At 47.9% G+C, this 13,929-nt stretch carries 12 protein-coding genes; 8 read left to right on the top strand and 4 right to left on the bottom strand.

Annotated elements, in window-relative coordinates:
• The first annotated feature begins 10 nt into the window (after positions 1–10).
• From PaeBR_RS18630 to PaeBR_RS18620, 3 genes are all read left to right on the top strand, one after another.
• Entirely contained in the window at positions 11–1,033 is a 1,023-nt protein-coding gene (locus tag PaeBR_RS18630) for an SDR family oxidoreductase (RefSeq protein WP_410512007.1), read from the top strand.
• A 179-nt stretch (positions 1,034–1,212) separates the two neighbouring features.
• The gene (locus tag PaeBR_RS18625) at positions 1,213–1,878 is read left to right on the top strand and encodes a class I SAM-dependent methyltransferase (RefSeq protein WP_410512006.1); all 666 of its coding nucleotides are present in this window, start codon (positions 1,213–1,215) and stop codon (positions 1,876–1,878) included.
• 116 nt (positions 1,879–1,994) lie between these two features.
• Positions 1,995–2,993 carry a CapA family protein gene (locus tag PaeBR_RS18620; protein WP_410515238.1) on the top strand — a complete coding sequence of 333 codons (999 nt, stop codon included), beginning with the start codon at positions 1,995–1,997 and terminating at the stop codon, positions 2,991–2,993.
• A gap of 936 nt (positions 2,994–3,929) precedes the next feature.
• On the opposite strand, the gene PaeBR_RS18615 is transcribed toward PaeBR_RS18620, so the two are convergent.
• Together PaeBR_RS18615 and PaeBR_RS18610 are read right to left on the bottom strand one after the other, a co-directional pair.
• Positions 3,930–4,763, bottom strand: a complete 834-nt coding sequence (locus PaeBR_RS18615) for a carbohydrate ABC transporter permease (protein ID WP_410512005.1) — start codon at positions 4,761–4,763, stop codon at positions 3,930–3,932.
• Positions 4,763–5,653: a carbohydrate ABC transporter permease gene (locus PaeBR_RS18610; RefSeq protein ID WP_410512004.1), complete on the bottom strand. Its 891-nt coding sequence runs from the start codon at positions 5,651–5,653 to the stop codon at positions 4,763–4,765. Before PaeBR_RS18610 ends, PaeBR_RS18615 begins: the two co-directional genes overlap by 1 nt.
• Before the next feature lie 221 nt (positions 5,654–5,874).
• On the opposite strand from PaeBR_RS18610, the gene PaeBR_RS18605 reads away from it, so the two are divergent.
• From PaeBR_RS18605 to PaeBR_RS18585, 5 genes are all read left to right on the top strand, one after another.
• Entirely contained in the window at positions 5,875–7,686 is a 1,812-nt protein-coding gene (locus PaeBR_RS18605; protein ID WP_410512003.1) for a histidine kinase, read from the top strand.
• A complete protein-coding gene (locus tag PaeBR_RS18600; protein ID WP_410512002.1) occupies positions 7,679–9,322 on the top strand; it encodes a response regulator in 1,644 nt (547 codons plus the stop codon). The genes PaeBR_RS18605 and PaeBR_RS18600 overlap by 8 nt, the downstream gene beginning before the upstream one ends.
• Positions 9,323–9,446: 124 nt before the next feature.
• Positions 9,447–10,772: an ABC transporter substrate-binding protein gene (locus tag PaeBR_RS18595; protein WP_410512001.1), complete on the top strand. Its 1,326-nt coding sequence runs from the start codon at positions 9,447–9,449 to the stop codon at positions 10,770–10,772.
• A gap of 263 nt (positions 10,773–11,035) precedes the next feature.
• Positions 11,036–11,293 carry an AbrB/MazE/SpoVT family DNA-binding domain-containing protein gene (locus tag PaeBR_RS18590; RefSeq protein WP_410515237.1) on the top strand — a complete coding sequence of 86 codons (258 nt, stop codon included), beginning with the start codon at positions 11,036–11,038 and terminating at the stop codon, positions 11,291–11,293.
• 172 nt (positions 11,294–11,465) lie between these two features.
• Complete coding sequence (locus PaeBR_RS18585) at positions 11,466–12,182, top strand: HAD family hydrolase (protein ID WP_410512000.1); 717 nt, start codon at positions 11,466–11,468, stop codon at positions 12,180–12,182.
• Positions 12,183–12,252: 70 nt separating this feature from the next.
• Here the strand turns inward: PaeBR_RS18585 and PaeBR_RS18580 are convergent, their stop codons facing one another.
• Entirely contained in the window at positions 12,253–13,389 is a 1,137-nt protein-coding gene (locus PaeBR_RS18580) for a YheC/YheD family protein (RefSeq protein WP_410511999.1), read from the bottom strand.
• Positions 13,371–13,928: an N-acetyltransferase gene (locus tag PaeBR_RS18575; RefSeq protein ID WP_410511998.1), complete on the bottom strand. Its 558-nt coding sequence runs from the start codon at positions 13,926–13,928 to the stop codon at positions 13,371–13,373. Before PaeBR_RS18575 ends, PaeBR_RS18580 begins: the two co-directional genes overlap by 19 nt.
• Position 13,929: the final 1 nt, after the last annotated feature.

The raw sequence follows: 13,929 nt of genomic DNA, 5'->3' as shown, positions 1-13,929 counted from the left end.
AGCAGACAAGATGAAGGTGTTGTTTATTGGTGGAACAGGACTGATCAGCCAAGCCGTGTCCAAGCTGGCCGTGGAACGCGGGGTAGAATTGTACTTGTTTAACAGGGGGCAGCGGGACGAATTCGTGCCGGAAGGCGCGAAGGTGATCCTGGGAGATATCCGCGACCAGAAGGAAGCCGCTGCGGCCCTTGATGAATACGAATTCGACGTGGTAGTGGACTGGATTGCTTTCACTCCGGTTCATGTTCAGACGGATATAGATCTATTTGCCGGAAAGACGAAGCAGTATATTTATATCAGCTCCGCCTCCGCTTATCAGAAGCCGCAGCGGCATTATCTTGTTACCGAAGAGACGCCGCTTGAGAATCCTTACTGGCAGTATTCACGAGATAAAATCGCCTGCGAGCAGTTGTTATTGGAGGCTCACCGCAGCAGCGGCTTTCCGGTTACTATTGTCAGGCCTTCCCATACCTACGGAGATACGGCGATTCCTGCTGCTCTAACCAGCTGGCAGCATCCTTGGTCGCTGGTAGACCGTATCCGCAAGGGCCTTCCCATAGTCATCCATGGAGACGGGACCTCTTTGTGGACCCTGACTCATAATTCGGATTTTGCCAAAGCGTTCGTAGGTTTGCTGGGCCATCCGGAAGCCGTTGGTGAAGCGGTTCATATCACCTCTGATGAGGTATTGAACTGGAACCAGATTTATAGCACAATTGGGCAGGCGGCAGGTGCAGTACCGAATGTTGTGCATATTTCTACAGATTTTATCACTGCTTGTACTCCTCCCGGCACTGCAGACGGCCTGATTGGCGATCAGGCGGTGAGCATTGTTTTTGATAACAGTAAGATAAAACGTCTTGTACCGGATTATGAGGCTACGGTTCCATTTTTCGAAGGAATCAAGCAGACGTTGAGCTGGTTCGAAAAACATCCGGAGCAATGTACGGTAGACCCGGAATGGTCAGCACTGGTTGATACCCTGATAAAAAATCATGGCACAGAGCCCAAGCCGCTCTCTGCCTTTGTCTGACACAGCGGCTTACGGAACGGTCCGTTCACGGAGCGTCCGCTTAATCACCCATAGAGGCTGGCCCGGACCATTTTTAATGGTTATGGGGCGGCCTCTTTCTCTATCCTATTAATAGGAATGAAACAGGGAATTACGAATATACTCTCACTACCGAATTCCCTGTTAAAGGAGCCCTGGCCATGCCGACACATCCTTATGTTTCCCGTTTTTTTGTGAATGACGATGATAGACGAGAAAAGCTGATTTACGATTTGCCGGATTCCTGGTGGAGCCGTCCTTACGAGTACGAGTGGTGCACGAACTTCATCTCTCCGCATGATACGGTTCTGGATGCCGCTTGCGGCATTTCACATCCCTTAAAGTTTCATCTTGCAGGGATTTGCGAGGAGGTCTACGCCTGCGATGTCGATAAACGGATACTTTCGGAAGAAGCTATCCGGCTTGAAATTGCCCGAGATATAGGAGAGGAGGCAGCCAGGGAGGTTTTTCGGAGAAGGATGGATACTCTCCATTTGACGCACGCCAATCTGACGGCTCTTCCTTACGATGACGAAAGCTTTGATACGATCTTCTGCATTTCTGTACTGGAGCATTTATCGTCACAGGATACCATTTACGCCTTGCGGGAGTTTCATCGGACACTGAACGGGGAGGGACTGCTGGTTCTAACCTTTGATTATCCGACAGTAAATCTAGCCCTTTTGAATGACCTCTTTTTGCAGGCTGGATTTGTGTACTGGGGGGAGACGGACTTCGACCTTCCGGCAGATGCGGTGTTTACGGGACTATGGGGCGGGTTGAATTGCTTCAGAGCGGTTCTGAAAAAGAATACGCCGAATCTATGAATATTGCTATTATTATCTAATTTTGGGTTGGAGTCATCATTTTAATATAGTAGAATAGGAGGAACCAAAAGTGAGAAGGAGCAAAGAGCTTGAAGAAATCAATAGTTATTATACTAATTCTTTTTTGGGTTTTTCCTGCTTCCGTCAGTACGGCGGAGGGAGGAGCTTCTACTGAAAGTATCCAGCTTCTCTTTGCCGGCGACATTCTATTGGATGGCTTTGTAGGAGATCAGATTGCCAAATACGGGGTGAATTATCCTTTTGCCAAAGTTGCTCCAGTGATGAAAAAGGCGGATATGGCGTTTGCGAATCTGGAGACACCGGTTTCCATCCGTGGGAACCCGTCCAACAAAATGTTTGCTTTCCGTTCAAAGCCCATAACGTTGAACGGGCTGGTATATGCCGGAATTGATGGTGTGAGCCTGGCGAATAACCATGTTCTTGATTATGGGGAAGCAGCTATGCTGGATACCCTGGTCCATTTGGACAGATCCAAAATTGGGCATACAGGAGCAGGCAAGAACAGTGCAGAGGCTTTTAAACCGTATGTCAAGACGATCCAAGGCAAGAAAATTGCCGTACTCGGGGTTAGCCGTGTGCTTTCAGGTCCTTCCTGGTATGCCGGCACCAATAAGGCAGGGGCAGCCTCAGCCTATACGCTGGAACCGATGCTAAGTCAAATCAAGAAATCCTCCAAGACCAATGACTTCACGATTGTATACATTCACTGGAACGAGGAATTTAAGGACTATCCGGAGAAGTATACGCGTACCCTGGCCAAACAAATCATTGATAGCGGAGCGGACATGATCGTAGGCGCCCACAGCCACTGTCTCATGGGAATCGAATATTACAAGCATAAGCCGATCTATTATTCATTGGGAAACTTTGTGTTTAACCGGTCTACCCGCGGTGGTGACAAGACGCTGCATTCCATGCTTTTGAATGTTGAAATCAAGGGTTCAGCAGTTACAGCCCAGATTACGCCAGTGAAAATTATGGCGGGTCAGCCCAATTTTATGAATGAGAAATACAATAAAGAGACGATCATGACCCTGAACAAGCTGTCTTATAATGCGAAGATAGATTCCAAAGGTGTAGTGAGTGAGAAGTAATGAGGTGTTATGAGCGGAAGCTCCGCGAACGGATCGTTGCTACAATCGCTGTTGTGTCCAGATTTTTTTAATTTTCCCTTTACGGTAAAAATCCGGACACAAAGGCGACCGCTATCGCTTTTCCGCAATCGTTCCGTCCTCTCCGCTGCTTTCAGCATGACCGTTTTTTTAAAATCTTATCTTTAAATCTACGCAAAGAAACCTGCCCGAGAGGAAATGAGCGCAATCCTTAAATGGTAAACTAGGTAAACTAATACTATGAAATTGAAGAAGAAATTCGGAATATATTGGGCAAAGAGGCAATGATAAAATGGTATAGAATACAACATTTTTTGTTAAATCCGCTTTGCAGCGCCGAAATGTTGTATCGAATACAGCATTAATTCGCTAAAGAGTCCCTGCCCCCATCGATTATTGCATTTCCTACAACAATTCAACTTTAGGGGCTCTTTCCGGATAAAAAAGTTGTAAAAAATACAGTTTCATCCGAATCTACAGTTCACCACTTCAGCCAGGAAATCGGGTACATGCCCAATCATCCCAATTTTTTACACTTATACTGAAGCGCCAAATCCCAGTAGTCAAGCACTGAGGTGGATTTAAGTTCGAGACAGACTGTCCCTATTTCATTTCATTGCCAATTGCCAATCAGCATCACAAAAACGGCAAGCCCCCGGGTTATTCGGTGGCTTGCCGTTTGTCGTGAAGTGAAAGATTGGAAGTAGTACGGTTACTGCTGAATGCAGCGGAGAGGACGGAACGATTGCGGAAAAGCGTCAGCGTTCGCCCACAAGCTTTCCGGAGGAAAGCTCTCTTCGAAAGCATATGCTGTTTCCAAATTTCAACCGCGATGCGGTTCAAATCATAGAAATTTGGAAACAACAGCGATTGCAGCAACGTTCCGTTCGCGGAGCGCCCGCCAGCATCAGCACAGCATCAGCCTTTTACAGCTCCGGCCACTACGCCTTTAACAATATATTTCTGCAGGAAGATGAACACTACGATGGATGGAAGTACGGCCATTACCATGGCGGTCATTGCATACTGCCAATCCGAGGTGTATTGACCGACAAAAGTGTAAGCGGCCAACGTGAGTGTTTTCGTATCCGGTGAGCCGTTAACCATAAGCAGTGGAAGCAAGAAGTCATTCCAGATCCACATCACGTCAATGATGACGATAGTCGTTGTTACCGATTTCAGCAGCGGGAAGATGACACTGAAGAATAAGCGGAAGCCGGAAGCCCCGTCAATTGTGGCGCTTTCGTCAATTTCCATGGGAATTCCCTTTACGAAGCCGTGGTAGATGAACACGGCCAGCGGAGCCCCGAAGCCCCAGTAGAGGACACCCAGCCCCCAGGTGCTTTCGGATAACCCGAGGCCTTTAGACATTTGCAGCACGGTTAACATAATGGACTGGAAGGGAATAAGCATCGGCATGATGCACAGGAAGTACAGAATTCCGCTCAGCTTGGTTTTTGTCCGTGCCAGCTTATAGGCAGCAATGGAAGAGACGAAGACGATCCCGAGCAGACCTACCGACGTAATAATTATATTATTCAGGAACAGCTTGGGATAATTGATAAACTGCCATACATAAGCATAGTTGCTGAACGCCAGCTGCTTAGGCAGGGCGATTACATCCGTCATGACTTCGCCAAAGCTTTTGAAAGAGTTAATGATCGTCAGGAACAGCGGGTACAGAAAGATAAGGGAGAGGATAACCATAACGATTTCTATGATAATCCGGCCTGTTTTGCCTTTGGTTTTCATTATGCCTCCACCTCTCTGCGTTTGAAGAATGTCAACTGAAGGATGGTAACAACCAGAACTGCGAGGAACAGAATGAGCGCTTTAGCAGTGCCGTAGCCGTACAGGTTGTTCTGGAAGGTATCCCGGTAAATATCATATGCAATACTGTAAGTTGTGCCGCCAGGGCCGCCGCCGGTCAGCGACAGGATCACGTCAAAAACTTTAATAGAATTCGTTAGCGCCATGAATACGGAAATTGTGATCGATGGGGCAAGCAACGGCAAAGTGATACTGAAGAATTTCCGTAAAGGGCCTGCACCATCAACGGTAGCCGCTTCTTTGAGGTCTTCAGGTACCGATTGCAGACCTGCGATATAGATCACCAGATAGAAACCGATGGACTGCCAAATCGAAACTGCGAGTATAGAGATGAATGCGAGTCCGGGTGTCCCAAGCCAGCTGAGATCAAATACTCCCCAGCCCGTACTGGCGCTCAATGAGCTAAAGCCTTGCATGAAGATGAATTTCCAGATGAAGCCGACAATAACCAGACTGAGAATATAAGGAACAAAGAAAGCGGCTCTAAGCCAGGAAGTGGTTCTCAGCTTCATGTCCAGAACGACTGCCAGCAGAATAGCCAGCACGTTTACGAGAATGATATACAGAACCGCATATTTTATAGTAAACCACGCCGAATCGGCGAAATTGCTGTCTCCCATAAAGATTTGCTTGAAATTATCCAGTCCGACAAACTTCGGATTCTTCGATATTCCGTTCCATTTCATCATGGAGTAGCGGATCGTCATGGCAAATGGAATGTAGAAGGCTACAGCTATACAGATGAGAACCGGCAGAGTGAAAATACCGAACTCCGTTTTCTCACGCCATTTTCTGCCCAGAGTTTTTAACATGGATGCACCTCTTCTTGTATTAGAGTGGGGGTTGAATGAGCTTGCCACGCATTACCATTCAGGTTAGTCTATATTGAGTATTATAGAGCAGTCCACTTCACTCAAAAATGGATTTAAGAGTACAGATAGGGGTAAAAAGGTGAACTGAATCTGAAGCAGGGAGAGTGCCAGTCATCATTAAAAAATCAATATTGAGGCCGCTCCAGCAACTGTTTGAGTCCGTGTCAAGCAGGCTGGTAAACAAGCTTATTCTGTTATTCACCCTGATTATTATTCTGGTCGTGACCTCGCTGACGTTCATCTCATACGGGATGCTGCAGAAGGAGTCCGTCAACAATAGCATTGCCAGTACAAGCAACAATCTGCTGCTGGTCGGCCGTAATCTGGAGAGTTATCTGGAGGGGATCGAGCAATTATCTCTGCCGCAAATTTCATATGATGAAATTATCTATGCGATTTTACACGAGTCTACGGACTATGCTTCCAAAATGTATGTAGAGGATTATTTGAAGAATCTGTATTTTTCCCGGAACGATCTGGAGGCCATTTATTTGTATGTCATCAAGGAGCAGAAGTATTATTCAGTAACCAAAGAGAATTACAACATTAACGTCCGGGTTGCGGAGCATCCGTCCATTGAGAATCTCCCCTGGTACAAGAGTGCGCTGGAAAGTCCGTTCAACCGCTCCTACCAGTCATTTGTGAAGGGACAAGCCTCACCGCCGGAGAGCTTCGATTATCCCATTAATACGGACAAAAGCTTTATGGGCTATCACAGGATGTTTCGCTCCATTGTCTCCCGAGAGCCGCAAGCCGTGCTGTCCCTGTACTTCAATTCCTCGGTTAAGGACGAGATTATGAAGGATATTCCGTTTGGCAGCGGGCAGCATCTGATGTATGTCAGCCCGGATCAGCAGCCCTTTTATGCCGACGACCCGCAGTTTTATAAGCAAAGCGAACAAGCGGGGTTGTTGAAGCAGGTTACAGAGGACAGCGGACGGTTTACGTGGTCGGACAGCCAGCAGAAGTATTTGGTGATCTATGACGTCAGCAAAGGGCAGGGCTGGAAGCTGATTAAGCCGATTCCTTATAAAGAGATATACGAAGCCGCTACCACAACGCGGAATTTGAACTATCTGATCGGGTTGATCTTTTTGATGGTGTCGGTCATTCTCGTCAGCTACACCTCCAACAAGATCACCAAGCCGCTTAAAAACCTCTCGCTGCAAATGAAACGCTTCAGTTCAGGAAACTTCGATGCGCAAGCCAAGGTTCAGGGGAAGGATGAGGTAGCTTACTTGTCACGTCATTTCAACAAGATGGTAGAGAAGACCAATGATCTGATTAATGAACGCTACAAAATGAAGATTGTAGAAAAGAATGCCGTATTAAAGGCGCTGGAAGCGGAGATCAACCCTCATTTCTTATACAATGCACTGCAGGCGATTTCCACCAAGGCCTTGAAGAATAACAATGATGATATCGTGGATATGGTCGATAATCTGGCTTTGACCTTGAGATACTGCATCAGCGGCAAGGATGTTGTCCATGCCAGGGAAGAGCTGAAGCATATTGAGCGTTATTTGGCGCTGCAGAAAGCCCGTTTTGGCGGCAGAATGCAAATTGTGTATGACTGGGATGACGATCTGGTGGAATTGAAAATTCCAAAGCTCTCCATTCAAACGCTGGTGGAGAACTGTATTAAGCATGCGTTAGAGAAGGTGTCCAGCACCATCACCATCACGATCAAGGCGCAGGTTACCCCAAGCTTTTCCGTCATTACTGTGAAGGATGATGGACCCGGTTTTACCGGGGAAAGGCTTGAACAGGTGCTCAGTACACTGCAGATGCAGTGGGAGGACCGCGAAGAAACGAGCGAAGATGAAAGTGGGAATGAAAGCATTGGTCTTATAAATTTAAATTCCCGCCTCAAGCTCTTGTATGGAGATGAAGCGGGATTACGGATTCGAAGTGATCAAAACGGTACAGAGATGGACATGTTGTTACCGCGGGGAGGCATTAACCATGTATAAAGTGCTTATTATCGACGATGAAGAACCTCTGCGCGAAGCGATTACAATTCTGGGGGATTGGCAGGGTCTCGGTGTAGAACAGGTATTGGAGGCTAAGAATGGCAATGAAGGTCTGGCTATGCTCCGTCAGCACAAGATCGATCTTGCGATTGTGGATATGAAGATGCCTGAGCTAAACGGAAGCGAATTGCTGCAAATTGTGGAGCAGGACTATCCGGATCTCCTGACGATTGTAATCAGCGGCTATAATGATTTCGAATATACCCGCCAGGCCATCCGTTCCAAGGTGGTCGATTACTTGCTGAAGCCGGTAAACCGCATAGATCTTAATGCCGCTCTGAGCAAAGCGATCGATGTCCTGGAAGCCAAGCGGAAGAAGCAAAGCGAGTTTATTAACAATAACATCACACTGAACATGTCCCTGCCGAAGCTGAAGGAAAAGATGTATATATCCATTATTGAACGCAGCTTCAAGAATCAGTCCAATGAGGCCTTTTTGCCGTTGATCGGCGCGGATACCTCAGGAAATCATTTTGTCGCGGGTGTCCTGCGGGTACTTAATCTGGAGAAGGTCAGACGGGACCGGTTCCATGAAGACCGGGATTTACTCCATTTCGCGGTGACCAACGTTATTAATGAGATTAGCGACGGCCAGTTTCAGGCGTTCAGCTTCCTGAGTCCCAAGGGGGAACGCGAATATATAGCCATTTTTACGATGAAGGGTGGTTATGGGGAAGATGCTGCTTTCCGCGCCTTTTATCATATGAAGAAGGTGGCCTCTACTTTGAAAGAGCTGTTTGGGATTATCGTAGCGGGAGGTTTGGGGCAGCCTTACGGGGATGTCCTGGACATTGCGAAATCCTATGATACGGCCAAGATGTCACTCGATAGCATCGATCTGCTGAAGCTACAGGGATCTATCGTCGCCAACAGCGCCGAACCGGTACCTTCCAAAGATAATCCTTCCCTCACGAGCCGTATGCCCTTGATCCGCAATGCGCTAGAGAGCGGAAACATCAATCATGCCAAAAGCATACTGGGCGAGTTCACGAAAAAATGGAGGAATTCGGAGGGCTTCAGTATCGGAGAAGCCGACCGTACGGTACAGGAATTCATTATTTTGCTGAACGACATCGCATTGGAACTGAACGTTTCACCTGAACGTCTGCGGAGCAGCGAGGACAAGGGTCTACGGGGGTTAGGAACAGGAAGTGATTTCTCTTCCTTTGATCAATTTGAAGCTCTGCTGATTGAGATTTTGGATAGCTACAGCTCTGAAATTGGCAGGTCCCTGGCCGGTGACAGGCCCAGCGTTCTGGGGAATATTAAAGCATATATTGATAATCATTATTTTGAGAATATTAAAATATCGATGTTTACGGACAAGTATTTCCTCAGCAGAGAGTATTTGATGAAGCTGTTCAAGGGCCAATACGGCTATGGTATTCATGAATATGTGCAGAAGGTGAGAATGGACAAAGCGAAGGATTTGCTGAACGATTCCAGCCTGAAGATCCAGGATATCTCCGAAATGCTCGGTTACAAGGATAAGAACTATTTCAGTAAAGCGTTTCGGAATTACTATGAATGTTCGCCTTCGGAATATCGGGTCCTTCTCGGTGAGGGAGAAAAGTGAACTGAAACCAGGAGTACACTTTTTTACCCTAATAAGATCACTTATGTACATTCTTATCCTTTTTCTTTTTATTTAGAATGGTCATCAAGAACACAAGATGCATGAGGAAAAAGGGGGCAACATCATGTTAAAAAAATTCATGGCTCTATCTGCCAGTCTGCTGCTCGTAGGACTGCTCGCCGGTTGCGGTGGAAACAATAACGCTGCCAATAATGGAGCGGGCACAAACGGAGCGGGCAGTGCAAGTGGAAATGCAGGCTCTGCTAAAGAGGTTACGATTAATATGTTTACTGCTTCTCCCGAGTACACTGAAGCCTTCAACGCTTATATTGCCGAGTACAAAAAGGTTAAACCGAACGTGACCATTAACCTCGAAATTATGCAAGCCGATTACAATACAGTACTGAAATCCAAAATTGCCGCCGGCAGCACTCCGGATGTATTCCAGACTACGGCTGGCGGAGATATCGATACTTTTGCCGAATACAGCGCGGATCTTACCAATGAGCCGCTTGCCGCAGCGATGACGGATGCCGTTCGCTCCAATATGACCTCCACAGACGGCAAGGTGTTGGGATTCCCGGTAAAAGGTAATCTGTTTGTGCTGATGTACAACAAGAAGCTGCTTGCGGATGCCGGTATCACCGAAGTTCCTGAGACTGTCGCACAAATGCAGGATGCCATCACAAAGCTTGAAGCCAAGGGAATTAAACCTTTCGCCAACGCTTATAAAGAGTGGTGGGTATGGAAACACATCTTGCAGCACTATGTAGATGCGGCTGCTCAGGATGCCGGTACGGACCCCAAGACCCTTGTAGCGGATTTTATTGCCGGAAAAACAACGTTCAAGGATCATCCGGTTATGTATAACAACTTCTTCGAATTCATCGATACGACTGTCAAATACGGTACGGATAAGCCGCTTGAACGCGACAGCAATGCCCAGGTCAGCGACTTTGCACTTGGCAAAGCGGCATTCATGACAGGCAAAGGTGCTTGGGATGAGGAAGCGATCAAAAAAATCACTCCTGATTTCCAGCTGGGCATTATGGGCTACCCTGTCAGCGACAAGCTTGAGCAGTCCATGATAATCACAGGTGCCGATCAGGCGCTGCGCATTAACAAGGATTCCCCGGTAGCTGCAGAAACGATTGAGTTCTTCAACTGGCTGTATACTTCCGAGTACGGAAAAAGCTGGTTCTCGACCGTAGCCAAGGTTATTCCACCAATCAAGGCTGCTCCGCTTCCTGATCTGGATATGCCTAAGCAAATGGATGAAATCCTCAAAACCGAGAAGTCCGGAGATCTGTCGGTTATCTACTCTCTGGACACTTTCCACCAAAAATTTGGTGAGTTAATGCAAGCCTATATCGGCGGAAGCAAAACCAAAGATCAGGCCATCGACGAGATTCAAAAAGCATGGATTCAATTCGGATCTGCCGCACAGTAAGCTGATCCTCAAGCACCGGGGCATCTCCCCAGTAAGATTCATTTACTGGGGAGATGCCCCTTTCTTTTATTTTTTGTCGAATATTTATAGAACTTTGTCGAATAATTTGTCGATAAATATCAAATGTTGTAGAAATAAAATTGACAGGAAAGAAATAGCACTTTACAATGCAGTTATAGCGTAATCATTACTAGTTTATAGAAGCTTTGATAGCTTTTCACATGAATGATTATTTAAGGTGTTATTTCAAGGGAGGATGCTAAATAATGAAAGCAACAGGGATTGTAAGAAAAGTAGACGAATTGGGACGTATCGTTATTCCGATCGAATTGCGCAGAACGATGGGGATTGACATAAAGGATCCGCTGGAGATCTTTGTAGACGGGGAAAAAATTATTCTCAGAAAATACGAACCTACTTGTATCTTCTCCGGCAGTTCGGAGAACCTGATTAACTTCAAGGGTAAAATGATCAGCAAAGACATTCTTGACGAGTTGACTGCAAGCTTTGACAGACTGTAATCTTACAGAGAAAAGGGACTGTTCCTCCGGCAGAGTGATCTGCGGAAAGGGCAGTCCCTTTTTCATGCCAATCTGGACAATGAACAGTCGTTTCTATATCATAGGGCATATAAATGGCTTATTGCCGTATGAAGAATTTCAGCAATAGGAATCAGGAAGGGAAGGGTCAAAGATGAGTAATGGAGGACTAGGGGCAGCACAAAGAGAGAATGGACCACAGCTCACCAAACCGGAAGCCATGGTGTTTGACATGGACGGTACATTGTTTCAAACGGAGAGCCTGCTATTGCCTGCGTATCACAAAATGTTCGATATTTTGCGTGAGGAAGGTTTGTACTCAGGACCGACACCGCCGGAGGAACGGATTCTAAGCAGCCTGGGCATGGTGCTGGAGCAAATCTGGAAGAATGTAATGCCTGAGGCGGATGAGGCTGTGCACCGTCGTGCTGACCAGTTGCTGCTGCAGCTGGAGATCGAGGGGCTTGAGGCGGGAGGGACACTGCTGTACCCGAAGGTAGTAGAGACACTCAGAGCACTGAAGGAGCGGGGCATCCGATTGTTTGTGGCCAGCAATGGACTGAAGGATTATATTCATAGCATTGTTGTTGTTCATGAACTTAAGGATTTGTTCGAGGATTTGTACAGTGCAGGAGGACAGGGCACCGCTACAAAGGTAGAGCTATTGCGTCTATTGCTGGATAACCATGGAATCAGCAACGCCTGGATGGTAGGAGACCGTTCGTCCGATGTGGAGGCTGGCAAAGGAAATGGGCAGACCGTGATCGGCTGTGCCTATGCGGGCTTTGGCCGGGAGGATGAATTAAAAGGCTCTGATGTTATTATTTCCTCCTTCGATGAGCTGCTCAATTTATACGATAAAGCGGAATAACAGGGATTCCGATACATAAAAAGACAAAGAGCCTCATTCACCTTTTCCGGGGAATTAGAGGCTCTTTGTCTTACTCTTCAGTTTTAAGAGAAGCAGGAGTGCTGGCGACACCCTTATTCTTATACACCCATAAGGCATATTCCAGTGGCCGTAAAAGTGCTTTCCGGTAGGTTTCGCTATCCCCGGAACGGGCAAACACCTCGCGTGCAGGCTTCGGATTGACCTCAAGCACGTAAATACGACCCTCACGGTCAATAGCGAGATCCAAAGCCAGTTCACAGAGTGCCCCGAATCTATTCTCGAGAAAAGCGGCTGCTTCCAGGCCCAGTTTTTCCGAAGCTTTCATAGCCTTGCCAGCTTTCTCATCGCTGCCAAGCCATTCCTGCAGCAGTGTTTCCGCCCGTACAGCGTGACCGCCACCATGCAGATTGGAGGTTACACTATGGGCGGCTCCGATGCGGCCGGCCATCCCGGTCATCTCCCAGCTCCCTTGACCGTTTTTCTGAACGAGCATGCGGTAATCGTGGAAGCGTCCCCCGGGCAGACGCAGGGGGATACCCTGCTGGACAAGGAAGCGCCCGCCGATGCACCATTGCCGTACAATGGAAGTCAGCCGGGCATGCGAGACCTTGCGGGGGGGGATAATGCGCCGGTCTTGACGGCGCCCTTGAATGTCGAACATTCCGCTCGGGTTCTTAAGCCGTTCAATCCGCAATATCCCGCGGCCCCCTGTGCCGTTAGCCGGTTTGATATAAATAACGGAACCATGCTTCAGCATACGCTGCAAATCGGCTGAGGATTGATAGAGCAGGGTTTCAGGCATGTGCTGCCGGAACCGGCTCTTTTGCGAGAAGGTCTGGTGAATGGTCCATTTGTTGCGCAGGGGACGGTTCAAAAAGGTCATATGATTGTATCGTGACCGGAAGCGCAGCAGCTGCTGGAAGCGTGCGCTTCGCTGGATGCGGCACCGGTCATAGATCATATGGGGAAAGTGCCGCCATTTACGCGACCATTTTCCGGTTTCAGGATTAAAGACAAGCGCATGAATGAGCTCTTTGCTGCCGTGAACATCCATCGGTGTAAAGACAAAGACATCGAGCCCGATTCGTTTGCCCTGGGTAATCATCCTCCGGTATACGCTTTTCTCTTCGAGCTGCTTGGCCTCGTTCAAATACAGGGTAAGGATGCCTAAGACGGGTTGCGGCACAGGAGGTCACCTTCTTGTGAAGTATTGGGTTCAGCACTCTGTTCTGTTTGGTTCACCGGCCGGGTGCTGCCGAAGCCGTTATGTTGAGATGACTGGAGCAGCAGTGTAGGCTTACCGGTTGGTCCGCTGTTAAGCGCTACAGCGACAAGACCTGCGTTGAAACACATCTTTAGACTGGCTGCGTTGTCGCTGGCAACGCTGCATTCCAGACACCCCAGGCGCTGCAGCTGGGCAGCGAGCAGCGCTGTGCCGGTGTGCTTGTTACGGTATAACGGGTGAACGGCGACAAGGCATGACTCTTTGCCAAAGCCCGACACGAAGCTGACGCCTGAGAGCTGGCGGCCATACTGTCCACGCACAGTCGCAACGAGCAGTGACACACCGGGCTGGCCCAGCAGCTCCGGCGTCAACCGGGCCAGTCTTCTGCAGCTGTCCATTGTAATTCGCCGCTCACCGTAATGGCGGATAAATTGAAGAAGATCGGCCAGATGACGGTTCCACGGCCCGCTCTCCGTATCGTAGAGGGAGGATATCTGCATG

This window comes from Paenibacillus sp. BR2-3, from assembly GCF_046529485.1.
Classification (GTDB): domain Bacteria; phylum Bacillota; class Bacilli; order Paenibacillales; family Paenibacillaceae; genus Paenibacillus_AQ.
The sequence above is the reverse complement of the archived record's forward strand: the minus strand, read 5'-3'. Positions and strand labels throughout refer to the sequence as shown.